Below are 26,958 nucleotides of genomic sequence, written 5' to 3'. Positions count from 1 at the left end.
GCAAATATCGAGCCAACTTGGTGAGCCGACGCATGGAGTTGGTGCCCGGGCGCCGCGTGGTGAGGCATTCCGATGAATCGTGCACGGGAAGAGGGCGTAGCCGGCGCAGCCCGAGCGCGATGCCGGGTGCACGTGTGTGGTGCGGCGCGTACGGAACTGGTGCGTGCGACGAGCCGGTTGGTGCGGCGTGGTGCGCGATGGTGCGTCGCGGCGCACCAGCCGGCGCGTCAGTGGCGCGCGAACAGCGGGGGCGGCCGCCGCAGCCGTAGCGCACACACCGACCAGTAGGCGGCGACGGTTGTCAGCCCGAGCGCGGCGAACGCGAGCGCCGCGAAGCCCGTGAGCGACTGGCCGTCGGCGTCGGGGCCGAGGATGCCTTGCGCGACGATCAGCGCGGCCGTCCAGAAGCCGATCACGGCCTGCGCGAGCAGGCGCGCGGCTGCGACGCGGCGCGGGCGCCCGGATTCGGCCAGGCGGTGCGCCGACCGCGGGCGCAGACACAGGAACAGCGTGGCGGCGAGCAACGCGGCCAGGGCGATGAGCCAGTTGACGAGGAAATCCATGAGAAAAAGGGGGCACGTCCGAAGCGGGTTGAAGCTCGCCCACTTTAGAGTCCTCGCGTGTGCGATTGAATCAGACAAGTCCGAAATTGAAAGCCATTTTTAATGGCGGGGCGTGATTGGCCCTGTTCAACAGGCGGTATCATCGACGTCGGTCCAACCACGAGGCCGCGCCACGCGCGGCCGGAGATTGCTGATGAAGATGAAGACATCGCGGGCGCGTCGCGTGCCCGGGTCCGTACTGGCGGCCGTGGCCGCCGGTGCGCTGCTGTTGCTCGCGGGCTGCGAGAAGTCCGGTGCGCCGGTCACGCAACCCGATACGGCCGCGAGCGCGGCCGCCGATGCCGCGAACAATGCGGCCAAGGCGCTCGACCAGGTGGCGAGCACCGTCAACCAGCAGATCAACGCCGCGAAGGCCGGCATCGCGTCCGCGGCGTCGGCCGTGCCGCCGCTGTCCGCGAGCGGCCTCGCCTCCGCCGCGCAGGCGCAGATCGACGCGGCTGCTTCCGCGGTCGTCGCGCATGCGGCTTCCGAAGCCGGCGCGAAGATCGCCGAAGCCGGCAAGAAGCTCCAGCAGTGGAGCCAGCAGAATGCGTCGGGCGCCAAGCCCGCGAGCGGAGAGTGACGCGGGCTTGCATGATCCGCGAAATGTAATTATGATGGTTACACATGTCGCCGGCCGCAGGATGGGCCGGCGTCGTCAAGTGGGTGAGGAATGAATACCAGCAGCCGGTTCGCGTTTGCCGTCCACGTGCTTGCCTTGCTGTCGATGCAGGAAGGCGTGCCGCTGTCGTCAGACATCATCGCGGGCAGCGTGAACACGAACCCGGCGCTGATCCGCCGCCTGCTGTCGATGCTGGCGGCTGCCGGGCTGACCACGTCGCAGCTGGGCGCGGGCGGCGGTGCGCTGCTGGCGCGCGAGCCCGGCGCGATCACGCTGCTCGACGTATATCGTGCGGTCGACGATGCGCAACTGTTCGCGCTGCACCGCGAGGCACCGAATCCCGCGTGTCTCGTCGGGCGGCACATCCAGGGCGCGCTGACCGACTACATCGGCGACGCGCAGCGCGCGATGGAAGCCTCGCTTGCCACGCGCACGCTGGCCGACGTCACGGCCGACGTGCTGGATCTGGAACAGCGTACGCAACATGACGTGCGCGCCGGCGGGTAACCGGCGGCAGGGCAGGAAGCCGGACGGCGCGCATGCGCGGTGTCCGGCGCAACGGGGGCTTTGCCCCGTTTTTTTCGATCTTATCTGTAATTGACGTCGTTACATATTTTGCTTACTGGAGAATCGACATGACGCAACGTACCCTGAATATCGCGCTGTTCGGCGCCACCGGCACGATCGGCTCGCGCATTGCCGCGGAAGCCGTGCGACGCGGCCATCGCGTGACCGCGCTGTCGCGCCATCCCGGCGCGGCCGGCGACGGCATCACCGCGAAGGCGGCCGACCTGTTCGACGCGGCCAGCATTGCGGCCGCGCTGCCGGGTCATGACGTCGTCGCGAGCGCGTACGGCCCGAAGCAGGAAGATGCGGCGCAGGTCGTCGCGGCCGCGAAAGCGCTGGTCGCCGGCACACGCGAGGCGGGCTTGAAGCGGCTCGTGGTGGTGGGCGGTGCAGGTTCGCTCGAAATCGCGCCGGGCAAGCAGCTGGTCGACAGCGAAGGCTTTCCCGAAGCATACAAGGCGCAGGCGCTCGCGCACCGCGATGCGCTCGCCTACCTGAAGACGGTCGACGATCTCGACTGGACGTTCTTCGCGCCGGCCGCGATGATCGCCCCGGGCGAGCGCACGGGCACGTTCCGCACGGGCGTCGGCAAGCTGATCGCGGATGCGCAGGGCAACAGCAGGATCTCGACGGAAGACTACGCGGTCGCGTTCGTCGATGCGCTCGAGCAAGGCAGCTTCGTGCGCGAGATCGCGACGGTCGCGTATTGAGCGGCGCGCCGGCCGGCGCGTGAGCGCCGGGCCGGCCGCGACGTGCAGGAACGCCAGGCGATTCCACCTTGACGGGCGGGATCGCCTGTTTCGTCTGGAGCGGGCTGCGTGCCGGCAGACGCGCACGACCCGCGCGTGTACCGGATCGGTATTTACACTGGTCGACGCGGCGAGGCGGTTTTCATATTGTTCCCCGTTGTGCAGGATGAATAGAATAAATTTCTATCTACGAGGGGCTGGAGAAATGGACGCCATCGATCGCAAGCTGCTGGAGCTGTTGCAGGCGGATGCCACGCTGCCGATCGCGGAACTGGCACAGCGCGTGAACCTGTCGCAGACGCCGTGCTGGAAGCGCGTGCAGCGGCTCAAGGAAACCGGCGCGATTCGCGCGCAGGTTGCGCTGTGCGATCCGCGCAAGCTTGGGGTCGGCACGACCGTGTTCGTCGCGATCCGGACGAACCAGCACACCGAGGAATGGGCGCAGCGGTTCACGCAGGCCGTGCGCGACATGCCGGAAGTGGTCGAGGTGTACCGGATGAGCGGCGAGACCGACTATCTGCTGCGCGTCGTGGTGGCCGGCATCGACGATTACGACCGCGTCTACAAGCAGCTGATTCGTACGGTGCCGCTGTTCGACGTCAGCTCGTCGTTCGCGATGGAGCAGATCAAGTATTCGACCGCGCTGCCCGTGCGCGACCTTGCCGAGCCGGCGTAGCGCGGCAACGAAACGGCGCGGGCGTGCAGCGCGCCCGCGGGTTCAGCGGCCGCGCGCCAGTGCGCGTGCGCGCTCGTCGGCCAGTGCGTCGCGGCGCACGAAATCCGCGACGAACGGGCTGGCCGGATGGTGATGCAGTGCGTACGGCGTATCCCATTGCGCGAGCCGGCCATCCTTCATCACGCCGATCCGGTCGGCGATCGCGAACGCTTCCGCCTGGTTGTGCGTGACGAGGATCGCGGTGTGGCCCGTGCGTTTCAGGATGTCGCGCAGCTCGAACGCGAGCCGCTCGCGCGTATCGACGTCGAGATTCGAGAACGGCTCGTCGAGCAGCAGCAGTTCCGGTGACGGCGCGAGCGCACGGGCGAGCGCGACGCGCTGCTGCTGGCCGCCCGACAGCTCGTGCGGATAGGCGCTGCCTGAATCGGCAAGGCCGACCAGATCGAGCATTTCCGCGACACGCATGCGCCGTTCGGTCTTCGGCGTGCGCCGCAAACCGAACGCGACGTTGTCGGCCGCACTGAGGTGCGGAAACAGCGCGTAATCCTGGAACATCATGCCGATGCGGCGCCGCTCGGGCGGCACGTCGAGCGATGGCGCCGCGACGGGCGCGCCGTCCAGCACGATGCGCCCCATGCGCACCGGTTCGAAGCCGGCGATCGCGCGCAGCACGGTGGTCTTGCCGCAGCCCGACGCACCGAGCAGGCAGCCGATGTCGCCGCGCGGCAGCGCAAGGCTCAGGCCGTCGACCACCGTGCGGCGGCCGTGCGGCGTGTCGTAGGCGAGGCAGAGGTCATCGAGTTCGAGCAGGTTCACGGTGTCAGGCTCCGATCTTGTGGCGGGTGCGGGCGAGCAGGATCACGGGTACGAGCCCGGCCAGCACGATCGCGAGGGCGGCGACCGCGCCTTCCTCGTAGGTGCCGCGCGCCGCTTCCGCATACAGCCAGGTGGCGAGCGTGTCGAAGTTCAGCGGACGCAGCAGCAGCGTCGCCGGCAATTCCTTCATGGCGTCGACGAACACCAGCAGTGCGCTCGTGGTGAGCGCGGGCCGCAGCAGCGGCAGGTGCACGCGGCGCAGCGTGCCGCCGGCCGTTTCGCCGAGCGAACGCGCGGCCTGTTCCAGCGACGGCGGGATGCGCGCGAGGCCGGCCTCGATGCTGCCGGCCGGGATCGCGAGAAAACGCACCGTGTAGGCGATCACGAGCGCGGCCGCCGAGCCCATCAGCAGCAGCCCGTCGCGGCCGAGTGCCGCGCCGAACAGCCGGTCGGCCGCCGCGAACGGGATCAGCAGGCCGATCGCGAGCACGGTGCCGGGCACCGCATAACCGAGGCTCGCGATTCTCGCGCACACGCGGGCCGGGCCCGCGCCTGCGCTGTCGCGTTGCGCGCGCGCGGCCCATGCGACGACGAGCCCGCACGCGAGTGTCGCGACGGTGGCGGCGGTGGCGATCGTCAGCGTGTTCGCGAGCCCCGTCATCAGTTGCGCGGACACGCCCCCGACGAGATGCAGCCGCTTGGCCGTCTCGACCGCGAGATACGCGGCCGGCGCGCCGAAGCCGAGCAGCACGGGCAGCCAGCCGAGCACGGCGGCGCCCCATGCGGCCGTACCCGCCAGGCGGCGCGGCGCGATCGGCCGCATGCGCCGGCCATGCGCATAGCGCTGGCGGCGGCGCCCGTAGCGTTCGAGCACGATCATGCCCACGACGATCGCGAGCATCGCGAGCGCGATCTGTGCGGCGCCGGCGAGATCGGACCGCGTGATCCATGTCGTGTACACGGATACCGTCAGCGTCTGCACGCCGAGGAATTCCGATGCGCCGATATCGTTCAGCGTTTCGAGCAGCGCGAGGCTCACGCCGACCGCGATCGCGGGCCGCGCGAGCGGCACGACGACGCGCCAGAACGTGGCGGTGCGTCCCGCGCCGAGCGTGCGCGCGGCTTCGAGCAGGCTCGCGGACTGCGTGACGAACATCGCGCGCGTGCTCAGGTAAACATAGGGATACAGCACGAAGCCGAGTACGAAGATTGCGCCGGGCAGCGAGCGCAGGTCGGGCAGGCGGAACTGGCGCGGGCTGTCGAAGCCGAGCAGCCAGCGGATCGCGCCCTGTACGGGGCCGATCGGGTGCAGCAGGTCGAGGTATGCGAACGCGACGATGTAGGTGGGCACCGCGAGCGGCAGCAGCAGTGCCCATGTGAGCACGCGGCGGCCGGGAAAGTCGTATGCGGTGACGAGCCACGCGCAGCCGGTGCCGACGATCGACACGATCGTGCCGACGCCCGCGAGCAGCAGCAGCGTATTGACGAGCGCCTGCGGCAGCACGAATTCGGCGAGATGCCGCCAGTGCGCGAGATCGGCGTCGAACGCGGCGGCCACGAGCACCGCGAGCGGCGCCGCGACCGCCGCGGCGATCGCCAGCGCCGCGAGCAGCCACACGCTGCCCGCGCGCGGCAGCAGGCGCGGCCGGCACGCCACGCGGCGCGCGCCGGCGATGGTTGCGTCAGTTGTCAAAACCGACCTTGTCGACGAGCTGGCTCGCCTGCTTGCGGTGCTTCGCGATGTCCGCCAGCGGCAGCGGGTCGATCTTCAGCGTGCCGAAGCCGGCGATCACCGGATCGAGTTTCACGTTCGCGCGCACCGGGTATTCGTAGTTCGCCTGCGCATACAGCGCCTGCGCTTCCGGCGACACGAGGTATTCGAGCAGCTTCACCGCGTTGGCCTTGTGCGGCGCATGCTTCGCGACCGTCGCGCCGCTGATGTTGACGTGCGTGCCGCCGCTCTTCGCGTTCGCGAACGTCGGCCGCACGACCTTGATCGCATCGCCCCACTTGCGTGCGTCGCTGCCGGGCTCCGCATTCTTCATGTGGCCGACGTAGTACGCATTCGCGAGGCCGACGTCGCAGATGCCGCCGAGGATGTCGCGTGCGACGTCGCGGTCGCCGCCCGTCGCCTTGCGCGCGAGGTTCGCCTTCACGCCGCGCAGCCATTTCTCGGTCGCGGCTTCGCCGTCGTGCGCGATCATCGCCGCGACGAGCGCCGTGTTGTACGGATGCTGGCCCGAGCGGATGCAGACCTTGCCCTTCCATTTCGGATCGGCGAGATCCTCGTAGCGGAACGCATCGACCTTCAGGTCCTTCTCGACGTACAGCACGCGATCGCGCAGCGACAGCGCGTACCAGTCGCCGTTCGCGCCGCGCAGGTTCGCGGGAATCGCGTCGTCGAGCGTCTTCGAGCGCACCGGCTGCGTCAGCCCGCCGTCGACGAGATCGAGCAGGTTGCCGACGTCGACCGTCATCAGCACGTCGGCCGGCGACTGCGCGCCTTCCGCCTTCACGCGCTCGAGCAGGCCGTCCTTCACGAACACCGTATTGACCTTGACGCCGCTCTGCTTGGTGAACGCCTCGATGAGCGGCTGGATCAGCTTCGGTTCGCGGGTGGTGTACAGGCTGACTTCCTCGGCCGCGTGGGCCGGCGGCGCGAAGGCAGCGGCGGCAAGGGCGAGGGCGCCGGCGAGCGGCAGCAGGCGGGTGCGCGGATTCGACATGAAGACTCCGGAGGGGCAGGTGGACGAAGGGAGCGTTCCGGGGCGCGCCTGCCGCTCGATCGACCCGGAACATTACAAAATGAAAGACTCGGAATTCTAGATCGAAATGGGAACCGTTATCAAATGAAAGATAACGGCGGGCAGGCGGAGGACGGGAAAGGGGAGCGGAAACAGGGAGCGGAAACGGGGCGTCGCGGGACGGGCGCAAGCGCGTAGAATGCCCGCTTCGATGAATTTGACGGAGTCGCCCCGACCATGAACGATCAGCGCAAGAAGAACCCAGTCCGCAACGTGAGCATCCTGATCGTCGTGGCCGTGCTGCTCGTGATCGGGACGATCCTGTACAACGCGATTTCGCAGAAGCACGCGTACGACGAAGCCCATCCGGCCGAGGCCGCGAGCGCCGCGTCGCACTGACGAGCCGATGCGCGGCCCGGCGGGCCGCGCACGTGGCGTCGATGTGAAGGGGATGAGTGCCCGGCTGCTGGCGCGGCTGATGCAGCGCGGAGCCGGGAATGACGCGGGCGCCGGAACCGGCGCGCCGCGTACGCAGGTCAGCCGTGCGTCAACGTGACGCAGGTGCGAATTTCGGGCGGATCCGTGCGTAGAACACGGCCGCGAGCAGCGCGAGCCACGCCGCGCCGACATACAGCGCGACACGCGTGTCCTCGAACCAGCCGAGCATCACGATCACGAAGCCCATGAACGCGATCGTCAGCGCCGGCGCGACCGGCCACAACGGCACCTTGAACTTCAGCGCCGCGACTTCGGCGCTCGACAGCCGGCGGCGCATCGCGACCTGCGACAGCAGGATCATCAGCCAGACCCACACGGTCGCGAACGTCGCGATTGCCGCGACCATCAGGAACACGTCCTTCGGCATCAGGTAGTTGAGCAGCACGCCGGCGAGCAGCGCGACCGCCATCACGAGCACCGTGACCCACGGCACGCCGTGCCGCGACGTCGTCATCAGCACGCGCGGTGCCTGGCCCTGGCGCGCCATACCGAACATCATCCGGCCCGCGCCGAAGATGTCGCTGTTGATCGCGGAGATCGCCGCGCTGATCACGACCAGGTTGAGGATCGTCGCAGCCGACTTCACGCCGAGCGCGGAGAAGATCTGCACGAACGGGCTGCCGTCGCTGCCGACACCCGTCCACGGGCTGATCGACATCAGCACGACCATCGTCAGCACGTAGAACAGCAGGATGCGCGCGGGCACCGCGTTGATCGCGCGCGGAATCACGCGCTCCGGATCCTTGGCTTCGCCGGCGCTCATCCCGATCACCTCGATCCCGCCGTACGCGAAGATCACGACCGACAGCGACGCGATCAGCCCGCCGACGCCGTTCGGCAGGAAGCCGCCATGGTTCCACAGGTTCGCGAACGTCGGCACGTCGGCCGAATGGCCGAAGTGCATGCCGGTCAGCAGGATCGCCACGCCGCCGCCGATCATCGCGACGATCGCGCCGACCTTGATGATCGACAGCCAGAACTCGAGTTCGCCGAACACCTTCACGTGGCACAGGTTCAGCCCGCAGATGATCGCGACGACGCCGAGCACCCAGATCCATTGCGGGACGTCCGGAAACCAGAAGCCCATGTAGATGCCGAACGCGGTGATGTCGGCGATCGCGACGATCACCATTTCGAGCGTGTAGGTCCAGCCGGTGACGAAGCCGGCAAACGGGCCGAGGTTCTCGGTCGCATAGTGGCCGAACGAGCCGGCGACGGGTTCGCGCACGGCCATCTCGCCGAGCGCGCGCATCACCATGTAGACGGCCGCGCCGCCCAGGATGTACGCCAGGATCACGGCCGGGCCCGCGAGCTGGATCGCGGACGCCGAACCGTAGAACAGGCCCGTGCCGATCGCCGAACCCAGCGCGAGAAAGCGGATGTGCCGCGCGCTCAGGTGGCGCTGCAAGTTTTTCATCGTGTCTCCGATATCGTTATGCGACGGACCGGGCGAGCGGGACCGGTCCGATTGCCTCAAGTTGTATAGACAACTTGAATGTGAACGAATGATAACAAGCCGGGCCGGGTGACCGGAATCGGGTATTCCCTGACTGGCGCGACGGGCGCAACAGGGGGACGGGCGGTCGCGCATGGAAGGCGCGGGCCGCCGGGAACGCTCGGATCATGCTTCGAGGATCGCTGAATCGGGGAGCGCCGGCGGCCGATCCGCGGCATGCGCGGGCCGGCCACCGGCGGGGTAAATCCGCGGTCAGGCGGGCAGGCGGATCACGCTTGCATCCTTGCGGATCAGCAGCGACGACGCGAGCATCTGCTTGCACTGATGTGCGAGTACCTTCAGGTCGTGCGTGAGCTCGGCACCCACCGCATCGGATTTCTCCGCGGACACGACCATCGCGTCGAGGTCGCGCGTGATCTGCTTCGACGCGTCGAGCTGATCGGCGGGCGGCGGCTCGCCGGCCTCGGCCTTCTCGAGATTGTCGAGCACGGCGGCGAGGCCGCGGTGCAGCGCGTCGTCGTGAAGGATGTTGCCGTCGGCTGCGCAGGCCGTGCGGATCAGCGGCGCGGCGGCCGTGATCTGCGCGCCGAGCACGTGGGTCTGCACGAGCAGGTCGTTCAGTTCCGGCACGAAGCGCTGGTGCGCCTTCGGCTCGATCATCATCCGCTGGAACGCCTGCCCGAGATTCGCGAACGCGATGTGTACGTCCTTGCGCGCGAGGCGGTAGCGGTAGTCGTCGTCGAGGGTCGTGGCCGGCGCCTCGATGGCCGCGGCGACGACCGGCACGACGGCCGCGCCGTCGGCGGCCGGCACGGGCGGCGGCGACACGCCGCGCCCGGCCCGCCACACGGCCTCGAAATACTTGCGGGTCGCGGTGAGCATGTCGGCCACCTGCTTGCCCATCAGCCGGTATTCCCAGTAAGGGAACAGCCGGCTCGCGGCGATCGCGATCATGCAGCCGACCACGGTGTCGATCGCGCGCTCGCCGATGATCCGCATGCTGCCCGGCGCGAGCAGGTGGAACATCAGCAGCACGTACGACGACGTGAACACGACGCTCGCCGCGTAGTTGAACAGCAGCAGGCTGTAGCTCATCACCATCGACCCGAACATGATCGCGATCAGCAGGTGCGGCTCCTTCACCGTATAGATCAGCGCGATGCTGGCCGCGCAGCCGATCAGCGTGCCGATGATCCGCTGTGCGTTGCGCTGCTTGGTGAGCGAGTAGCCGGGTTTCAGGATGATGATGGTCGTCATCACGATCCAGTACGCGTTCGTGAGCGGCAGCAGCCGGCCGAGCCAGAACCCGACCGCCACCGCGATCGTCACGCGCAGCGCGTGGCGGAAGCTCGGGGAACGCATGTTCAGGTTCGAGAAGATCAGGAGCGGCGACATCCGGCGGCGCTGCAGGAAGCGCGTGAGCGCCTTGTCGATCTTCAGTTCGGTTTGCTGCGGATCGGCGTGGCCCGACAGGTTGCGGCGCATCCGGTCGATCAGGCGCGTCGCGCTCCAGATGCGCCGGAACGTGGCGAGCACGGCCGCATACGCCTCCGCGTTGGTGGCCGGGAAGTTCTTCTTGCGCATCAGCTCGATCTCGTACTCGATCGCGCGCAGCTCGGCCTTCACGCTGATCCGCGAATGCGGGGCGCGGTTTTCGAGCACCGCGAGGCCGATCTCCTCGAGATCGGCGGCCGCCTTGCGGATCAGGTCGCGATAGAAGATGATCAGGTCCGAGCCGCCGAACGTGTTGCGCACCAGCGGGTAATCGGTGTGCGCGCCGACGAACAGCTCGTGCAGGTCGACACTGTTGATGAACAGGTTGTACATCGTCGTGCGGCCGGGATCGAGCTTGCCGCGGCGCAGTTTCGGCAGGTTGCGCAGCACGATGTCGCGCGCGGTTTCCTGGGTTTCGACCGCCGTGATCTGCTTGGCGACGAGATTGCGGTAGCACTCGTCGAGATCGGCATCGAGGTCGTAGAACTGCGCGCGCGCGAGCAGGTAGTCGGCGCAGGCGAACAGGCTCTCGGCCAGCGCCTGCTGCTCGATCCGGCGCGCCTGCCATCGCGACACGAGCGTGGCCCAGTACGTGTACCAGAGGCCGCCCGCGAGAATCCAGCCGGCGTTGATGAACGCCTGCAGCGGCGTGAATTTCTCCTCGAGCGTCATCACCATCATGAACAGCGTCGCGAAGCTGATCTGCGGCCAGCGGTTGCCGTAGACGACGATCAGCGACAGCACGAAGGTGAGCGGCACGATGGTGAGCCACAGCACGAAGATGTTCGGTGTGGCAAGGCCGGTCGCGAGCGCGGCCAGAAAGCCGATCACGCTGCACGCGAGCATTTCGTTGTGCTTGTACTTGAGCGGGCCCGGCATGTCGACGACGCAGGCGCCGAGCGCGCCGGTCGAGATCGTGAAACCGAGCTCGCGGTTGTGAAACACGATCAGGCACAGCACGGCCGGCAGCGACACGCCGACCGCGATCCGCAGGCCGCCGAAAAAGTACTGGCTGTAGAAAAACTTTCTGATTTCGACCGAATAGCGCATCGATGGACTGAATGGCTGACGAAGACGCCCGGGGCGGCGTATTGACTGGCGACGAGTCTATCGTATTTCGCGGTCCGCAAAACCTGGCTTTCCGGCCGAGGTTCACGGAGGCGGTCCATTTGCTATCCTTGGTGATCCTGTTCGCCCGGCCCTGCCCGCGCGAGGTTCCGACGCCTGCTTCATGCTCCATCTCTTCTATTCGAACCGTCACGAAACGCTGGCCGACGCGCTGCTCGAGGATCTGGCCGCGTTCCCGGCCCGCAACGGCCCGTGGGCGCCGCAACAGGTCATCGTGCCGAGCGCGGCGCTGCGCCGTCGCCTCGAGCTCGACATCGCCGCGCGCAACGGCGTATGCGCGAACGTCGAGTTCACGTATCTCGCGCAGTGGCTGTGGGCGCAGATCGGCCGCGTGCTGACGGTGCCCGCCCGTTCGCCGTTCGCGCCCGACCGCCTTGTGTGGCGCTGCTACCGGCTGTTCGCGCAGGCATCCGACGGTGCACCGTGGCTCGCATCGCCGCGGCTGGCCGCGTATCTGTCCGCGTCCGACGATGCGATGCGCTACGAGCTTGCCCACCGCGTCGCGGCCGTGCTCGACCATTACCTGACCTATCGTCCCGAGTGGCTCGCCGCGTGGCAGGCCGGCGAGTCCGTGCTCGCGGGCGACGGCGCGCCGCGCGGGATCAGCGACGCCGCGCGCGACGACGAGCGCTGGCAGGCCGCGCTGTGGCGCGCGCTGCTTGCCGAGCTGAGCGACAGCGGCACGCCGCCGGCGCACCGCTTCCTCGTCGAGGCGCGCCATCTCGATCCCGAAACCGTCGCGCGCGCACGCACGCACTGGCCGGAATCGGTCAGCGTGTTCGCGCTGCCGACGATGCCGCCGCTGCACGTCGCGTTGCTGCGCGAGCTGTCGCGCTGGATCGACGTGCGCGTCTACGCGCTGAACCCGTGCCGCGAATTCTGGTTCGACATCGTGACCGCCGCGCATGCCGAGGCGCTCGACGCGGCCGGGCGTCTCGACTACCAGGAGGTCGGCCATCCGCTGCTCGCCGAATGGGGCAGGCAGACCCAGGCGCAGCTGCACATGCTGCACGAACTGACCGAAAGCGCCGCGTCGGGCGACGCGTCGCGTTTCGTCGAGAATCCCGCGCCGACGTGGCTCGCGCGTGTGCAGAACGCGATCCTCGAGCTGCGGCCCGAGGCCGAAGCCGGCGATGCCCCGGCCGAGCGCGGCATCGAGGTGCACGTATGCCACAGCCTCGCGCGCCAGCTCGAGGTGCTGCACGACCGGCTGCTCGCGTGGTTCGACGCGGACGCGAGCCTGCAGCCGTCCGACGTGCTCGTCGCGGTCGCCGATCTCGCGGCGGCCGGCCCGCTGATCGACGCCGTGTTCGGCACGGCCGGCAGTGGCGGTGCACGCGTGCCTTACCGCATCACCGGCCTGCCGCCTTCGCAGGCGAACCCGGTCGCGCGCGTGCTGCTCGACTGGCTCGCGTTGCCGGAGCGGCAGGTCGGTGCGCCCGAGCTGGTCGAATGGCTGCGCGTCGACGCGGTGGCGGCACGCTACGGCATCGATGCGACGGCGCTCGAGACGGTGCAGACCTGGCTCGCGGCCGCCGGCGCGCGGCGCGGGCTGTCGCCGCTCGCGAGCGACGATGCGGCCGTGCCGTCGCCGCGTCATACGTTCTCCGATGCGCTCGCGCGGCTCTTTCTCGGTTACGCGATGCCGGAAGGCGCGGCGCCGGTCGGCGCGTGGCTGCCGATCGAGGCGGCCACCGGCAGCGAGGCCGAGCTGCTCGGCCGGCTCGCACGCTTCACCGACGATCTCGACGGCTTCGCGCGGCGGCTGGCCGAATCGCATACGCCGCACGGCTGGAGCGAACTGTTCGCCGACACGCTCGCGCGTTTCTTCGATTCGGGCGCCGCGTATGCGGATGCGCTCGCGGGCGTGCGCGACGCGCTCGACGCGATGCTGGCCGCGATGACGGAGGGGGCGCCCGACGAAGCGCTGCCGGCGGCCGTCGTCCGGGCCGGGCTGGCCGCCGCGCTCGACGATCCGGCGCGCGGCGGGGTGCCGTGGGGCGGCGTCACGTTCTCGTCGCTGACGAGCCTGCGCGGGCTGCCGTATCGCGTCGTCTGCCTGCTCGGGATGGACGACGGCGTGCTGCCGAGCCTCGCGCGCGCGGACGAATTCGACCTGATGGCCGTGTTGCCGAAGCTCGGCGATCGCCAGCGCCGCGACGACGAGCGCAACCTGTTTCTCGACCTGCTGCTCGCCGCACGCGACCGGTTGCTGATTGCCTATACGGGCCGCAGCATTCGCGACAACGCGCCGTTGCCGCCCGCGGCACTCGTCGACGAATTGCTCGACCATCTCGCGCTCGTCACGGCGGGCCCCGACGCCGCGCCGGACGCAGTCGATGCCTCGCGGCGCGCGTTCATCGTCGAGCATCCGCTGCAGCCGTTCGCGGCCGCGTATTTCCAGCCCGGCAGCGCGCTCGTGTCCTATGACGCCGAGCGGGCGACGCTCGCGTCGCTGCTCGCCGCCGAAGCGTCGCGCGACGGCCCGCGCGAATTGCCGTTCTTTGCGCAGCCGCTGCCGGCCGAGCCGGTCGAGCCTGTCGCATTCAGCGAATTCGAACGCTTCTGGCGCCATCCGGCGCGTGCGTTGCTGCGCGGCCGGCTCGGCATCGTGCTTGCCGACGCGCAGGCCGAACTGCTCGATACGGAACCGTTCGCGCTCGACTTCGCCGGCAGCGATGCGCTCGCCGAGCGCGTGCTGCCGCTGCTGATCGAATCGGACGAGGGCGGCGTGCACGATCATGCGCTGCGCATCGCGGACGCGAGCCCCGAACTGCCGGGCGGCGCGACGGGCGCCGTGTGGCGCGACCAGGCGCTCGGCTCGATGACGCAGCTGGCATCGAACGTGCGTCGTGCGCTGGCCGACGGGATGGAGCGGCGGTCGTTCTCGCTCACCGTCGTGCCCGCGTGGCCCGACACCGAGCAGACGCTGTTCGGCGCGCACGACGCGCTGCTGTCGGGCGACGCGGTGAGCGCACCGCTTGAACTGCACGGCACGCTGAACCGGCTGACGCAGGCCGGGCAGATCATCTACCGTTATGCGAGGCCGAGTGCGCGCGACTACCTGTCCGCGTGGCTTGCGCATCTCGTTTACTGCGCGATCGAGCCCGGCGGCCCGCGCCGCACCCTGTGGTTCGGCAGCGGCGGCGCATTCGAGCTGACGCCGGTCGCCGCGCCGCTCGAGCAGCTCGCACCGCTTGCCGCGCTGTTTCGCGCGGGGCGGCGCATGCCGCTGCGGTTCTTTCCGCGCAGCGCATGGGCGCGGGTGTCCGACGGCGAGGCCAAGGCCGCGAGTGTCTGGATCAACGAGCGGGTCGTGAGCGAAGCCGACGATCCGGCCATCGCGATCGCATGGCGCGGCGCGCATGCGTCGCTCGACGAGCCGTTCGCCACGCTCGCGCGGCTCGTGTTCGATCCGCTCGTCGAGCATCTGAAGGAGGTCGCATGAGCGCCGTGTCGCAGCCGCAGCAGGCGCTCGAACTCGACGTGTTCGCGTGTCCGCTCGACGGCGTCAACCAGATCGAGGCATCGGCCGGCACCGGCAAGACCTGGAACATCTGCGCGCTCTATGTGCGCCTGCTGCTGGAAAAGGATCTCGGCGCGGACGAAATCCTCGTCGTGACCTTCACGAAAGCGGCGACCGGGGAGCTGCACGAGCGGATTCGCGGCCGGCTCGCGCAGCTTGCGCATGCGCTCGACACGGGTGACGACGGCGGCGATCCGTTCATCGAGCGCCTGCTCGAGACGACGCTCGGCGAAGGTGGCGAGCTCGATCCCGAAACGGCCGCGAAACGGATCCGGCGTGCGCTGCGCGCATTCGACCAGGCGGCTATCCACACGATTCACGCGTTCTGCCAGCGTGCGCTGCAGGAAGCGCCGTTCGCGGCCGCGATGCCGTTCGCGTTCGACATGGAGGCCGACGATGCGTCGCTGCGCTTCGAACTCGCGGCGGATTTCTGGCGCACGCGCGTCGAACCGGCGGCCGCGCGCTGGCCGGGTTTCGCGACCTGGCTCGTCGAATCGGGCGCCGGGCCGGCGGCACTCGATGCGCAGCTCGCGCGCCGGTTGAAGAAGCCGCTCGCCGCGCTGCGCTGGGACGGCGTGACCGAGCCCGACGAATCGGCCGAGGCCGCCGCGGCCGAATGTTTCGCGGAGGCCGGGCGGATGTGGGCGGCCGAGCGCGAAGCGATCGATGCGTTGCTGCGCGCCGCGCAGCCCGCGCTCAACCAGCGTTCGCACAAACCCGAAGCAGTTGCCGATGCGCTCGCCGCATGGGCCGCGCATTTCGCGCAGGGCGACGCGACGGCTGCGCTGCCGAAGGCCGCGCTGAAGCTCACGCGCACCGCGCTCGTGAAGGCGACGAAAAAAGGCGGCGCGACGCCCGAACACGCGTTCTTCGACGTGGCGGACGCGCTCGAGGCGGCCGTGGCGGCGGCTGAAGCCGCGCAGCGCGCGCGCTGGCTCGCGCTGATCGCCGAATGGCTCGACATGGCGCCGGGCGAGCTGGCCGAGCGCAAGCGCACGCGGCGCATCGTGTCGTTCGACGATCTGCTGGCGAACCTGTACCACGCGCTGCATGCGCATCCGTGGCTCGCCGAGACGCTGCGCGCGCGCTATCCGGCCGCGCTGATCGACGAGTTCCAGGATACCGACCCGCTGCAGTTCGCGATCTTCGACCGGATCTTCGCGCCGGGCGGCCCGTTATTCCTCGTCGGCGATCCGAAGCAGGCGATCTACAGCTTCCGCGCGGCCGATCTGCATACCTATCTGGCGGCGCGCGCGCGGGCGAGCGCGTGCTACACGCTCGCGGTCAACCAGCGTTCGACGCCCGCGATCGTCGATGCGTGCAACCGCTTTTTCATGTCGAATCCGCGCGCGTTCGTGCTCGACGGGCTCGACTATTACGCGGTGCGTGCCGGCACGCGCGTGCGCGCGCCGTTCGTCGACGAAACCGATCCGGGCCCGTCCGGCGACTTCCGGGTGTGGGCGTTGCCTGGCGGTGAAGGCACGTTGCTCAAGCGTGATGCGCAGGCACAGGCCGCGCAGGCCTGCGCCGCCGAGATAGCCCGCCTGATGCGGGGCGCGCGCGAAGGGCGCGTGCGGCTCGGCGAGTCGCCGCTGTCGCCGGGCGATATCGCGGTGCTCGTGCAGACGCACCGGCAGGGCAGTCTCGTGAAGCGCGTGCTGGCCGCGTGGGGCATCGGCAGCGTGGAACTGGCGCAGGCCTCGGTGTTCTCGACCGGCGACGCGGAGCAGCTTGAACGCGTGCTGGCGGCGATCGATGCGCCGGGCGACCTGCGGCGGCTGCGCGCGGCGCTCGCAGCCGACTGGTTCGGCCTCGATGCCGGCGCACTGTGGCGGATGGAGCAGGGCGACGGTGATGCGTCACACGAAGCGTCCGCGGCCGACAGTGCCGACGCGATGAGCTGGGTCGAGCGCTTCTCGCGGTACCGGCTGCTGTGGCGCGAACGCGGTTTCGCGGTGATGTGGCGCACGTTCACGCGCGAATTGCGGATCGCCGAGCGGCTGATGGCCGGCGCGGACGGCGAGCGTCGCGTGACCGACATCAACCATCTGGCCGAATTGATGCAGGCACGCGCGTCCGCGCAGCCGGGCATCGCGCCGACGCTGCGCTGGCTTGCCGCGCAACGGCTCGACGGCGGCGGCGAGGAAGCGCAGTTGCGGCTCGAATCCGATCGCAACCTCGTGCAGATCGTCACCGTGCACAAGTCGAAAGGCCTCGAATACGCAATCGTGTTCTGTCCGTTCCTGAACGACGGCGGGTTGCGCGAGCCGCCCGCGTCCGCGTTGCCCGATGCGCGCGAATACCACGACGATGCGGGCGACGCGGTGCTGCATTACGGGTGCGACGACGAGGCGGCCGCGCACGCGGCGCGGCAAGCGCTGCGCGAGCAGGCCGCGGAGCGCGCACGGCTCGTCTACGTGGCGCTCACGCGTGCGGTCTATCGCTGCTACGTCGTCGCCGGGCCGTACCTGTCGTCGCGCTCGACGCGCGAGGCGCGACGCAGCGTGCTGAACTGGCTCGTCGCCGGCGCCGGCCAGGCGTTCGATGCGTGGCTCGACGAGCCGCCCGATGAAGCCGCGCTCGATTCGGCGTGGCATGCGCTCGCGGGCGGCCCCGTGAGCGTCGCGCCGCTGCCGGCGCCTGCGCGCCCCGAGCGTCTGGCGGCCGGGCACGACGCGTCGCAAACGCTCGCGGCGCGCCATGCGACGCGCGTGCTGCGCGATGCCTGGCGGATGGCCAGCTTCAGTTCGCTGACCGCGTCGATGGCGCGCGAGGAGGCGGGCGTCGCGGCCGTGCCGGATGACGAACTGCGGCCCGACCACGATGCGCTTGCCGCGGTCGCGCCGGATGCCGAATGGCTGTTGGCCGATACGGTTGCGCCCGAACCGCCGGACGACGACATCCTCGTGTTCCCGCGCGGCGCGGCGGCCGGCGAGTGCCTGCACCGCCTGTTCGAGCTCAGCCGGTTCACGGAGCCCGAGTCGTGGCCGAAGGCCGCGCTCGGTGCGCTGCACGACCGGCCGGTCGAGGCCGGGCCCGAACTCGCGACACGTCTGCCGGCGATGATGGCGCAACTGGTCGATGACGTCGTGCACACCGAGCTCGTGCCGGGCATGCGGCTCGTCGATCTCGATCCCGCGAAGCGGCTCGACGAAATGGGGTTCCTGTTCCCGGCGCCGTCGCTCGACCTGATGGCGCTGCGCCGCCTGCTGGTCGCGCACGGCTACCCGGACGTTGCACTGGAGGCGGGCATGCTCGCCGGTTTCATCAAGGGTTTCATCGACATGATCGTCGAACACGACGGCCGCTTCTGGATCGTCGACTGGAAGTCGAACCATCTCGGCACGACGCCGGACGCCTACGGCCCGCGCGCGCTCGACGTCGCGATGGCCGACCACGCGTATCACCTGCAGGCGCTGCTCTATACGGTCGCGCTGCATCGCTACCTGCGCGGGCGGCTGCCCGATTACGACTACGACACGCATGTCGCGGGCTACCTGTACCTGTTCGTGCGGGGTGTACGGCCCGGCTGGCGCAGCGGCGGCGAGCCGGCCGGCGTGCATGCGCGGCGGCCCGCGCGTGCGCTTGTCGACGCACTCGACCGGATGATGGAAGGGGGCCGAGGATGAACGCGCAGGACGATACGCTCGAATTCACCGGCGGCCTCGTCGCGCGGCTGCCCGAGCCCGCCGATTTCGGCATCGCGCTCGCGGAAGGTTTCGCGCGGCGGATCGGCGATCTCGCTCGCCGCGCCGGCGCGCCGGCCGCGGCCGCGCGCTGGGCGGCGCGCGCCGCGTTCGCGACGAGTCGTGCGACCGCGGGCGGCCACGTGTGCGTCGCGCTCGGCGCGCTCGCGCAGCGCTACGAGACGCCGCTCGACGAGGTTCGCGCGGCGCTCGCCGCGAGCGGCGTGGTCGCGTTCGGCACGCTCGCGCGTGGCGACGAGCGGCCGCTGATCGTCGACCGCCACGACCACCTGTACCTGTCGCGCTATTTCGACTACGAACGGCGGCTCGCCGATGCGCTCGTCGCGCAGGCCGGTGCGACCATGCCGGACGAAGGTCTGGCGCCCGACCGGCTGCGCGACAGTCTCGCGCGTTACTTCGGTCCGGCGAACGGCGAAGTCGACTGGCAGCGCGTCGCGGCGATCGTCGCGCTGACCGGCCGCGTGACGATCGTCAGCGGTGGCCCGGGCACGGGCAAGACGACGACCGTCGTCGGCGTACTGGCCTGTCTGCTCGATGCGCATCCGGGGCTGCGCGTCGCGCTGGCCGCGCCGACCGGCAAGGCCGCGCAGCGGATGCAGGAAGCACTGCATGCGCGGGCCGGCGACCTGCCGCCCGAACTCGCGGCGCGCCTGCCCGATACGTCGTACACGCTGCACCGGCTGCTGGGCGGCGGCGGGGCGGCCGGTTTCCGGCATCATCGCGACAATCCGCTGCCGTACGACCTGATCGTCGTCGACGAGGCATCGATGATCGACGTCGCGCTCGCCGCGCATCTGCTCGATGCGCTCGCGCCGGGGGCGCGGCTCGTGTTGCTCGGCGACAAGGATCAACTGGCCGCGGTCGAGGCGGGTGCCGTATTCGCGGAGCTGAGCGCGCGGCCGGCGTTTACCGCCGCGGCGCGCACGCGCATCGCGCAGGCGCTCGGCATCGACGAGGCGGCATTCGTCGCGGCGCTGCCGGTGCAGGACGAGGCCGCGACCGTGGCCGCGGCCGTTCCCGCTGCGCATCCGGTTTCCGCCGCGTCCCGCGCCCCGGTGCCGCCATCGGCGCTTGTCGCCACACGCAAGCCGGCGTCGCGACGGAAGGCCGATGCGAGACAGGCATCGCTCTTCGACGACGAACCGCAGGATGACGAAGTTTCGTCGTCCAACGTCGCGCCGCCGCCGGCCGAAACCGGTGAAGCAGGCGATGCAGGCGAGCCTTCCGCATGGATCGAGGTCGACGAACTGGCGTGGCTCGACGCCGTCGAGCTGCCGCCGTTCGACGCAGGCGACGTGGCGCTTGCGTCGGTCAAATCGAACCCGCCGGGCGAACCCGCCGCCGCGTCCGCCGCGCCCACCCCCGCACCCGCACCGCTCGCCGACTGCGTCGTCTGGCTCGAACGCAACTACCGCTTCGGTCTCGATTCGCCGATCGGGCGGCTGTCGCTCGCGATCCGCAGCGGCGACGTACAGGCCGCGCTCGACGCGTTGCCCGCCGACGATTCGGCGGCCGCGTCATTCCATGACGATGCGGGCGAGTCGCTCGCGACGTCGACGCTCGAGCGGCTCGCGCGGCGGTTCGGTGCTTACCTCGACGCGTTGCGCGACGCGCTGGCCGCGCCGGTGCCCGATCCGCTGCCGCTGTTCGACGTGCTCAACCGTTTCCGGATCCTGTGCGCGACCCGCAGCGGCTTGCGCGGCGCGGAGCACGTCAATGCCCTCGTGGCCGCGCACGTGCGCCACGCGGCGCGCGTGCCGCTGGCGGTCGGCGCGCACTGGTTCACGGGGCGGCCGATCATGGTGACGCGCAACGACTACGCGCTCGGGCTGTTCAACGGCGATATCGGCATTGCGCTGCCCGACGCGCACGGCGTGCTGCGCGTGTGGTTCCGGCGTGCGGACGGCACCGCGCGCGCGGTGTCGCCGGCCGCGCTGCCGCCGCACGAAACCGCGTTCGCGCTGACGGTCCACAAATCGCAGGGCTCGGAATTCGACGAAGCCGCGCTCGTGCTGCCGGCATCGTTCGGCCGTGTGCTCACGCGCGAACTCGTCTATACGGCCGTCACGCGTGCCCGTACGCGCGTGCAGGTGATCGGGCCGCGGCGCGTGCTGGCGCAGGCGGTCGCGACGCGCACGCAGCGCGATTCGGGGCTCGCGGCACGCGTCGACGAGGCGCTTGCACGGCGCCGCATGGAGGCGTCGCGATGATGATCCGCTATACGCTCGATCCGGCCGAGGTCGAATGGACGGCCGTGCGCGCACAAGGCGCCGGCGGGCAGAACGTGAACAAGGTGTCGAGCGCGATCCACCTGCGCTTCGACATCCGTGCGTCGTCGTTGCCGCCTGTCATCAAGGAGCGGCTTCTCGCGCTGTCCGACCAGCGCATCACGCGCGACGGCATCGTCGTGATCAAGTCGCAGGAATACCGCACCCAGGAGAAAAACCGCGAGGCCGCGCTGGCGCGCCTCGATGCATTGATCGCCGGCGTTGCGTTCACGCCGCGCGCACGGGTCGCCACGCGGCCGACGCGCGCGTCGAAGGAGCGGCGGCTCGAGCACAAGTCGCGCCGCAGCGCGGTGAAGTCGGGAAGAGGGAAGGTGATCGACTGACGAATGGCCGGGCGGACGAACCGCGGGTGCGGCACCCGGGCGCTCGCACCCGCGCCGGTTACCGCATCACGGTGCCGGCGCTGTCGAGTACGAAGTCGACGCAGAACACGACGAGCCGGCTCTGCGCGCGGATCGCGACGGCGGCCGTATAGCAGTCGCGGCCTTCCGTCAGCGAGAAGTGCGGGCCCATCAGCGCGACGCGTCCAGGCGCGGCGATCGCGCGTTGGAAATACGGGCGCCGCGACCAGTTGCTGTGGGTCTCCGGAAAGAGCGGTGCGAGGCGGGTGACGCCGGCCTGGCCGTCGTCGGCGGGCGCGCCGATCGACGGCAGGAACTGCTCGCCGGTTTCGTCGGTGACGAACACGCGGCGGGCGGCCGGCACCGTGAACACGCGTTGCGCGGCGTCCTGCAGGTTGCCGCTCGCGGAAAACGCGGCCGCGCCGGTCAGCACGAGCCGCTCGATCGCATCGAAGCCCGGCTGCTCGGCGACGACCGGCGTGTGCCGGCGGGCGATGAAGCGCTGCCACGCGGCGTCGAGCATCGCGGGTGCTGCCGCGCTGGCATGGGCGATCGATGCGTCGGGCTGGCCGAACTGGAAACCCTGCACGAAATCGATGTCGGCTTCCATCAGCGCCTGCAGCGAATCGTCGTTTTCGACGCCCTCGGCGAGCACCATCGCGCCGGCCTGGTGCAGCATCGACACGAGGTGATGCATGATGCGGCGATCGTCGGCCGAACCGGTCGCGCGTTCGACGAGCGAGCGATCGAGCTTGACGATGTCCGGGCGCGCGCGCCACACGCGGTCGAAGTTCGAGAATCCGGTGCCGAAATCGTCGATCGCGATCAGGAAGTCGCGATGCTGGATCATGTCGATCGTGCGGGCGAGCGCGGCTTCGTCGCGCGACGGCTGTTCGACGACCTCCAGCACGATGCGGTTCGGCGGTAGCGCGAAATGCCGGCACAGCGCCTCGACGAATTCGCGCTGCACGAGGCCCGAGTCGAGCACGCGCGGCGTGACGTTCAGGAACAGCCAGCCGTCGCCGATGCCCTGCGCGACGAAGTTGGCCGTATGCAGGCAGCGCGCGAGCCGGTCGAGCAGCAGCGCGTCGGCGTCGGCGCGCGTCTTGTCGAACAGCGCGGCGGGCGAGATCAGTGCGCCGTTCGCGTCGACGACACGCAGCAGCGCCTCGTAACCGACGACCCGCTTGTGCGTGATCGACAGCACGGGCTGGAACACGCTGCGCAGCGTCGTGGTGCGATAGGTGGCGACCCAGCCGCCAGGCGTCGGCGTGAGACGGTCGAGCAGGGAGTCGAGCGAGAGGTCGCGGGCGGGCTTCATGTCAACGGAGCCCGGGGGCGAGCGGCGGGGCGGTAGCGCGCCGCCGCGCTGAAGCGGTCGCACGCGCCGGCGGACGCGAAAGGACGTGAGACATCGAGGCCGCCTTCTGCGGGTAAGTGTTCGGAGTGTAACGGGAACGGGGCCGCTCGCGTATCAGGGAAACTCCAGACGCACGCGGGTATGCGGCTGCGGCCGGCGCGGCGCGCATGCGTGCCGCGCATCACCGCCGCGACGCGAAGGGCGCCGCCGCACATGACGACCCGGCGGTTTGGCGAGCATGGTGAGCGCGATGAGGCGACGCGGGAAATCCCGGCGGCCGGCAGGGCCGCGAGCGCATGTCGCCGTCAGACGAATGCCGGCGGTGCTGCGGCACCCTCCACGGCGACGCGGAGAACGGCCGGCACCCGGTCGGAACGCATCACGGCCCGACCGATGGCGATACGTGCACCCGAATGAATCGTCAGGTCGCTTCGCCGCTGCGCGGCCGGATCCCGGGAATCCGCTTGATCACGCCGGTCGCGAGCGCGGTGCCGACGAGCACGATCGCGCAGCCTTCGATCATCACGGCCGACACGTGTTCGCCGAGGAACAGCGCGCCCCACAGCAGGCCGAACACCGGAATCACGAACGTCACGGTGATGGCGCGGGCGGGGCCGACATGCGCGATCAGGTAGAAGAAGATGAAATACGCGATGCCCGTGCAGGCGACGCCGAGCGCGAGCACCGAGCCCCACGCGTGCGCGCTGACCGGCGCGGCCGGCCAGGTGGCGATCGCGAACGGCAGCAGCAGGACGGTCGAGCCGATCATGCTGCCGGTCGCGTTGACGAGCGGATCGACGCCGGTCAGCTTGCGCTTCGTGTAATTGGCCGCGATACCGTACAGCAGCGTCGCGCCGAGCGCCGCGACGGCGGCGAGCGCGGTCGCCGCGGCGCCCGTTTCGCCATGCGCACTCGCGATCTGGTTCCACACGAGCGTGAGCACGCCGGCGAACCCGATCACGAGGCCGAGCGCACGCGGCAGCGACAGCTTGTCCTTCAGCCACAGGTAGGCCACGAGCGCGCCCCAGAGCGGCGTCGTCGCGTTGATCACCGACGTCACGCCGGCCGACAGCGTCAGCTCGGCGAACGCGAACAGGCAGAACGGGATGCCCGAGTTCAGTGCGCCGACGACGAACAACGGCCACGCGTGACGGCGCAGCCGGGTGCCGAGGTCGGCGGGTTTGAAGCGCGTCAGCGCGAAGCCCGCGAGAAACAGCGCGCCGATACCGACCCGCAACGCCATCAGCGGCGCCACGCCGAGATCGACGACGCCGATCCGGATAAACAGGAACGACGCGCCCCACAGGGCGGCGAGCACGGTCAGCAGAAGGGCGTTCTTGGGCGACATCGAGTGTGAGGGGCGGGGAAGGGATGCGGAGAATCTTACACCCCGTTACCAGCCCGTCGTTTCACGTTTCGATGAAATGACAAGAAACGGGAATGTCGCCGGTTGCCGGCACGGGATAGCCGCGTGCCGGCGGTCGAGCCCGGTCAGTGATGGCGCCAGCCGCCGCGTCCGCCGAAGCCGAAATTGAGCGATACCGCCGGTCCCCAATAGCCGCCCCATGCAGGCGCATAGGCAGGTGCCGGATAGTAATAGGCGGGGCCCGGATCGACATAGACCGGGGCCGGTGCAGCCGTGTAATAGCCGCCGGGATAATAGCCGTACGGGTAGTAGCAGCCGGCGAGCGTCACGCAGGCGAGCGCCGCGGCGACGAGGGTCCTGTTCATGATGTCTCTCCGGCGGAGCCGGCAATCGGCAGATGCTTAAGCTTAGGCCGCGCGCCGATGACACGGTGTGCAGAACGGTAACGGATCATTTCCGCACGGGCGGCCGGCCACGTTGCGGCGCCGCATGCGAAAACGGCGCTTCCGCACCGCGAAAACGCCGTCTGGCCGACTGTCGCGGCGCGCTCGCCGCCTCTTTTACTTGCCGACCTGGTTGCCGATGATGCCGCCGGCCGCTGCGCCGCCGAGCGTCGACAGCGCGCTGCCGCCGATCGCCGCGCCGGCGACGCCGCCGACACCCGCACCGATTGCCGTATCGCGCTGGCGTCGTGACATCGAATCGCAGGCCGACAGGCTGGCCACCGTCGCGACGAGCAGAGCGCATACCCCAAAACGCCGAATCGAATTCATGATCGTTGTCCTTGTGGTAGTGAACGGAGGTCGCGCGACCGGCTGGCGACCGCGCATGACCCCAATCTACGCGCCGTCCCGTGGCGCAGCTGTAAGGACTTGTTAAGGCTCGGGCGGTTTCGTAATCATTTGTTTCCCTCGCGCCGGCAGGCACGCGGTGTGCACACGCGCAAAAAAGCCCGCTCGAAAGCGGGCTTGCGCAGCGCCTGAGCGCGACACGGAGCGGTCCGGGCGGACCGCCGCGCGTGCTTATTGACGGTGATAGATCTCGGCGCCGGTCTTGACGAACTCGACTGCCTTGACTTCCATCCCCTTCTTCAGCGCTTCGGTTTCCGACACACCCTGCTGCGCCGCGAACTCGCGCACGTCCTGCGTGATCTTCATCGAGCAGAAGTGCGGGCCGCACATCGAGCAGAAGTGCGCGACCTTCGCCGAATCCTTCGGCAGCGTTTCGTCGTGGAATTCGCGCGCCTTGTCCGGATCGAGACCGATGTTGAACTGGTCTTCCCAACGGAACTCGAAGCGCGCCTTCGACAGCGCGTTGTCGCGCACCTGCGCACCCGGGTGGCCCTTCGCCAGGTCGGCGGCGTGAGCGGCGAGCTTGTACGTGATGATGCCTTCCTTCACGTCGTCCTTGTTCGGCAGGCCGAGGTGTTCCTTCGGCGTCACGTAGCACAGCATCGCGGTGCCGAACCAGCCGATCATCGCGGCGCCGATGCCGGACGTGATGTGGTCGTAGCCCGGCGCGATGTCGGTGGTCAGCGGCCCGAGCGTGTAGAACGGCGCTTCCTTGCACCAGTCGAGCTGGAGATCCATGTTCTCCTTGATCAGCTGCATCGGCACGTGGCCGGGGCCTTCGATCATCACCTGCACGTCGTGCTTCCACGCGATCTGCGTGAGTTCGCCGAGCGTCTTCAGCTCGCCGAGCTGCGCTTCGTCGTTCGCGTCGTAGATCGAGCCGGGGCGCAGGCCGTCGCCGAGCGAGAAGCTCACGTCGTACGCCTTCATGATCTCGCAGATCTCTTCGAAATGTTCGTACAGGAAGCTTTCCTTGTGATGCGCGAGGCACCACTTCGCCATGATCGAGCCGCCGCGCGACACGATGCCCGTCATCCGGTTCGCGGTGAGCGGCACGTACTGCAGGCGCACGCCCGCGTGGATCGTGAAGTAGTCGACGCCTTGCTCGGCCTGTTCGATCAGCGTGTCGCGGAAGATTTCCCAGGTAAGGTCCTCGGCCTTTCCGTTGACCTTTTCCAGCGCCTGGTAGATCGGCACCGTGCCGATCGGCACCGGGCTGTTGCGGATGATCCACTCGCGCGTTTCATGGATGTGCTTGCCGGTCGACAGGTCCATCACCGTGTCGCCGCCCCAGCGGATCGCCCACGTCATCTTGTCGACTTCCTCGCCGATCGACGACGTGACGGCCGAGTTGCCGATGTTCGCGTTGATCTTCACGAGGAAGTTGCGGCCGATGATCATCGGCTCGGATTCCGGGTGGTTGATGTTCGCGGGGATGATCGCGCGGCCGCATGCCACTTCCGAGCGCACGAATTCCGGCGTGATCTCGGCCGGCGCGTTCGCGCCGAAGGCCGCTGCGCCGAACGCCTGGCCCGGGTGCTGGCGGCCCATCATCGCGGCGAGCTTCGCGCCGTTCGGGCCGCTCGCCTTCAGGCTCTCGAGGTACTCGGCGCGGCGCTGGTTCTCGCGGATCGCGATGTATTCCATTTCCGGCGTGATGATGCCCTGGCGCGCGTAGTGCATCTGCGTGACGTTCTTGCCGGCCTGTGCACGGCGCGGATTGCGGTGCAGGCCCGGGAACCGCAGGTCGGCGGTGGCCGGGTCGGCCGCGCGCTCGAGGCCGTACTGGCTCGACAGGCCGCCGAGCACTTCGGTGTCGCCGCGTGCCTCGATCCAGCCCTGGCGCAGCGCGGCCAGGCCCGCGCGGATGTCGATCTTCGCGTCCGGATCGGTATAGGGGCCCGACGTGTCGTACACGTAGATCGGCGGGTTCTTTTCGCCGCCGAAGCCGGTCGGCGTATCGGCCTGCGTGATTTCACGCATCGGCACGCGGATGTCGGGCTGCGAGCCGGTTACATAAACCTTGCGCGAATTGGGCAGCGGGGCGACAGCGGCGGCGTCGACGTGTGCGTCGGCGGACAGAAACTTCGGATTGGCGTTCATGCAATCTCCTGTATGAGCGCCGGACAGGCGCTTCGGCGCTTGCCCGGAGCCCTTGACGAATGTG

At 69.4% G+C, this 26,958-nt stretch carries 20 protein-coding genes; 9 read left to right on the top strand and 11 right to left on the bottom strand.

Annotation, left to right across the window (positions count from 1 at the left end; all coding sequences use genetic code 11):
- Positions 1-227 precede the first annotated feature (227 nt).
- Positions 228-563: a hypothetical protein gene (locus tag VK92_RS29535; protein WP_048024424.1), complete on the bottom strand. Its 336-nt coding sequence runs from the start codon at positions 561-563 to the stop codon at positions 228-230.
- A gap of 193 nt (positions 564-756) precedes the next feature.
- Here VK92_RS29535 and VK92_RS29530 point away from each other — a divergent pair, with 193 nt between their 5' ends.
- From VK92_RS29530 to VK92_RS29515, 4 genes are all read left to right on the top strand, one after another.
- On the top strand, positions 757-1,185 hold the full coding sequence (locus tag VK92_RS29530; RefSeq protein WP_021159399.1) for a hypothetical protein: 429 nt from the start codon (positions 757-759) through the stop codon (positions 1,183-1,185).
- 90 nt (positions 1,186-1,275) lie between these two features.
- On the top strand, positions 1,276-1,731 hold the full coding sequence (locus VK92_RS29525) for an Rrf2 family transcriptional regulator (protein WP_021159400.1): 456 nt from the start codon (positions 1,276-1,278) through the stop codon (positions 1,729-1,731).
- Between the two features lie 128 nt (positions 1,732-1,859).
- Complete coding sequence (locus tag VK92_RS29520; RefSeq protein ID WP_048024426.1) at positions 1,860-2,501, top strand: NAD(P)-dependent oxidoreductase; 642 nt, start codon at positions 1,860-1,862, stop codon at positions 2,499-2,501.
- A gap of 244 nt (positions 2,502-2,745) precedes the next feature.
- Entirely contained in the window at positions 2,746-3,216 is a 471-nt protein-coding gene (locus VK92_RS29515) for an Lrp/AsnC family transcriptional regulator (protein ID WP_006484401.1), read from the top strand.
- A gap of 42 nt (positions 3,217-3,258) precedes the next feature.
- Here the strand turns inward: VK92_RS29515 and VK92_RS29510 are convergent, their stop codons facing one another.
- The 3 genes from VK92_RS29510 to VK92_RS29500 are packed head-to-tail and all read right to left on the bottom strand — an operon-like array spanning position 3,259 to position 6,758.
- On the bottom strand, positions 3,259-4,032 hold the full coding sequence (locus VK92_RS29510) for an ABC transporter ATP-binding protein (RefSeq protein WP_048024429.1): 774 nt from the start codon (positions 4,030-4,032) through the stop codon (positions 3,259-3,261).
- Between the two features lie 4 nt (positions 4,033-4,036).
- Positions 4,037-5,725 carry an ABC transporter permease gene (locus VK92_RS29505; protein ID WP_048024430.1) on the bottom strand — a complete coding sequence of 563 codons (1,689 nt, stop codon included), beginning with the start codon at positions 5,723-5,725 and terminating at the stop codon, positions 4,037-4,039.
- Positions 5,715-6,758, bottom strand: coding sequence for a Fe(3+) ABC transporter substrate-binding protein (locus VK92_RS29500; protein ID WP_021163380.1), 1,044 nt, complete (start codon positions 6,756-6,758; stop codon positions 5,715-5,717). Before VK92_RS29500 ends, VK92_RS29505 begins: the two co-directional genes overlap by 11 nt.
- Positions 6,759-7,013: 255 nt before the next feature.
- Between VK92_RS29500 and VK92_RS42105 the strand changes: the two genes are divergently transcribed.
- Complete coding sequence (locus tag VK92_RS42105; protein ID WP_006476417.1) at positions 7,014-7,175, top strand: hypothetical protein; 162 nt, start codon at positions 7,014-7,016, stop codon at positions 7,173-7,175.
- A gap of 148 nt (positions 7,176-7,323) precedes the next feature.
- Here the strand turns inward: VK92_RS42105 and VK92_RS29495 are convergent, their stop codons facing one another.
- Together VK92_RS29495 and VK92_RS29490 are read right to left on the bottom strand one after the other, a co-directional pair.
- Positions 7,324-8,691 carry an amino acid permease gene (locus VK92_RS29495; protein ID WP_048024431.1) on the bottom strand — a complete coding sequence of 456 codons (1,368 nt, stop codon included), beginning with the start codon at positions 8,689-8,691 and terminating at the stop codon, positions 7,324-7,326.
- A gap of 291 nt (positions 8,692-8,982) precedes the next feature.
- Positions 8,983-11,274 carry an FUSC family protein gene (locus VK92_RS29490; RefSeq protein WP_048024433.1) on the bottom strand — a complete coding sequence of 764 codons (2,292 nt, stop codon included), beginning with the start codon at positions 11,272-11,274 and terminating at the stop codon, positions 8,983-8,985.
- A 181-nt stretch (positions 11,275-11,455) separates the two neighbouring features.
- On the opposite strand from VK92_RS29490, the gene recC reads away from it, so the two are divergent.
- The 4 genes from recC to arfB are packed head-to-tail and all read left to right on the top strand — an operon-like array spanning position 11,456 to position 21,196.
- A complete protein-coding gene (gene recC / locus VK92_RS29485) occupies positions 11,456-14,800 on the top strand; it encodes an exodeoxyribonuclease V subunit gamma (RefSeq protein ID WP_048024434.1) in 3,345 nt (1,114 codons plus the stop codon).
- Positions 14,797-18,507: an exodeoxyribonuclease V subunit beta gene (gene recB / locus VK92_RS29480; protein ID WP_048024435.1), complete on the top strand. Its 3,711-nt coding sequence runs from the start codon at positions 14,797-14,799 to the stop codon at positions 18,505-18,507. Before recC ends, recB begins: the two co-directional genes overlap by 4 nt.
- A complete protein-coding gene (locus VK92_RS29475; RefSeq protein WP_048024436.1) occupies positions 18,504-20,795 on the top strand; it encodes an AAA family ATPase in 2,292 nt (763 codons plus the stop codon). Before recB ends, VK92_RS29475 begins: the two co-directional genes overlap by 4 nt.
- Positions 20,792-21,196, top strand: coding sequence for an alternative ribosome rescue aminoacyl-tRNA hydrolase ArfB (gene arfB, locus VK92_RS29470; protein ID WP_021162067.1), 405 nt, complete (start codon positions 20,792-20,794; stop codon positions 21,194-21,196). The genes VK92_RS29475 and arfB overlap by 4 nt, the downstream gene beginning before the upstream one ends.
- Before the next feature lie 58 nt (positions 21,197-21,254).
- Here the strand turns inward: arfB and VK92_RS29465 are convergent, their stop codons facing one another.
- The 5 genes from VK92_RS29465 to thiC form a co-directional block, all read right to left on the bottom strand.
- The gene (locus VK92_RS29465; RefSeq protein WP_021162066.1) at positions 21,255-22,535 is read right to left on the bottom strand and encodes a sensor domain-containing phosphodiesterase; all 1,281 of its coding nucleotides are present in this window, start codon (positions 22,533-22,535) and stop codon (positions 21,255-21,257) included.
- Positions 22,536-22,995: 460 nt separating this feature from the next.
- Complete coding sequence (locus tag VK92_RS29460; RefSeq protein WP_048024438.1) at positions 22,996-23,922, bottom strand: DMT family transporter; 927 nt, start codon at positions 23,920-23,922, stop codon at positions 22,996-22,998.
- Between the two features lie 143 nt (positions 23,923-24,065).
- On the bottom strand, positions 24,066-24,305 hold the full coding sequence (locus VK92_RS29455) for a hypothetical protein (RefSeq protein WP_021162064.1): 240 nt from the start codon (positions 24,303-24,305) through the stop codon (positions 24,066-24,068).
- Positions 24,306-24,500: 195 nt separating this feature from the next.
- A complete protein-coding gene (locus VK92_RS29450; protein WP_021162063.1) occupies positions 24,501-24,713 on the bottom strand; it encodes a glycine zipper 2TM domain-containing protein in 213 nt (70 codons plus the stop codon).
- 249 nt (positions 24,714-24,962) lie between these two features.
- Positions 24,963-26,894, bottom strand: a complete 1,932-nt coding sequence (gene thiC / locus VK92_RS29445; protein ID WP_048024440.1) for a phosphomethylpyrimidine synthase ThiC — start codon at positions 26,892-26,894, stop codon at positions 24,963-24,965.
- Between the last annotated feature and the right edge of the window lie 64 nt (positions 26,895-26,958).

The sequence above is a fragment of the Burkholderia sp. LK4 genome (assembly GCF_001043615.1).
Classification (GTDB): Bacteria; Pseudomonadota; Gammaproteobacteria; order Burkholderiales; family Burkholderiaceae; genus Burkholderia; species Burkholderia cepacia.
The sequence above is the reverse complement of the archived record's forward strand: the minus strand, read 5'-3'. Positions and strand labels throughout refer to the sequence as shown.

What these genes read in the sequence shown, in the direction of transcription:
- VK92_RS29535 (WP_048024424.1), bottom strand. Translation starts at nt 563, where the DNA reads ATGGATTTCCTCGTCAACTGGCTCATCGCCCTGGCCGCGTTGCTCGCC.
- VK92_RS29530 (WP_021159399.1), top strand. Translation starts at nt 757, where the DNA reads ATGAAGATGAAGACATCGCGGGCGCGTCGCGTGCCCGGGTCCGTACTG.
- VK92_RS29525 (WP_021159400.1), top strand. Translation starts at nt 1,276, where the DNA reads ATGAATACCAGCAGCCGGTTCGCGTTTGCCGTCCACGTGCTTGCCTTG.
- VK92_RS29520 (WP_048024426.1), top strand. Translation starts at nt 1,860, where the DNA reads ATGACGCAACGTACCCTGAATATCGCGCTGTTCGGCGCCACCGGCACG.
- VK92_RS29515 (WP_006484401.1), top strand. Translation starts at nt 2,746, where the DNA reads ATGGACGCCATCGATCGCAAGCTGCTGGAGCTGTTGCAGGCGGATGCC.
- VK92_RS29500 (WP_021163380.1), bottom strand. Translation starts at nt 6,758, where the DNA reads ATGTCGAATCCGCGCACCCGCCTGCTGCCGCTCGCCGGCGCCCTCGCC.
- VK92_RS42105 (WP_006476417.1), top strand. Translation starts at nt 7,014, where the DNA reads ATGAACGATCAGCGCAAGAAGAACCCAGTCCGCAACGTGAGCATCCTG.
- VK92_RS29495 (WP_048024431.1), bottom strand. Translation starts at nt 8,691, where the DNA reads ATGAAAAACTTGCAGCGCCACCTGAGCGCGCGGCACATCCGCTTTCTC.
- VK92_RS29490 (WP_048024433.1), bottom strand. Translation starts at nt 11,274, where the DNA reads ATGCGCTATTCGGTCGAAATCAGAAAGTTTTTCTACAGCCAGTACTTT.
- recC (WP_048024434.1), top strand. Translation starts at nt 11,456, where the DNA reads ATGCTCCATCTCTTCTATTCGAACCGTCACGAAACGCTGGCCGACGCG.
- recB (WP_048024435.1), top strand. Translation starts at nt 14,797, where the DNA reads ATGAGCGCCGTGTCGCAGCCGCAGCAGGCGCTCGAACTCGACGTGTTC.
- VK92_RS29475 (WP_048024436.1), top strand. Translation starts at nt 18,504, where the DNA reads ATGAACGCGCAGGACGATACGCTCGAATTCACCGGCGGCCTCGTCGCG.
- arfB (WP_021162067.1), top strand. Translation starts at nt 20,792, where the DNA reads ATGATGATCCGCTATACGCTCGATCCGGCCGAGGTCGAATGGACGGCC.
- VK92_RS29465 (WP_021162066.1), bottom strand. Translation starts at nt 22,535, where the DNA reads ATGAAGCCCGCCCGCGACCTCTCGCTCGACTCCCTGCTCGACCGTCTC.
- VK92_RS29460 (WP_048024438.1), bottom strand. Translation starts at nt 23,922, where the DNA reads ATGTCGCCCAAGAACGCCCTTCTGCTGACCGTGCTCGCCGCCCTGTGG.
- VK92_RS29455 (WP_021162064.1), bottom strand. Translation starts at nt 24,305, where the DNA reads ATGAACAGGACCCTCGTCGCCGCGGCGCTCGCCTGCGTGACGCTCGCC.
- VK92_RS29450 (WP_021162063.1), bottom strand. Translation starts at nt 24,713, where the DNA reads ATGAATTCGATTCGGCGTTTTGGGGTATGCGCTCTGCTCGTCGCGACG.
- thiC (WP_048024440.1), bottom strand. Translation starts at nt 26,894, where the DNA reads ATGAACGCCAATCCGAAGTTTCTGTCCGCCGACGCACACGTCGACGCC.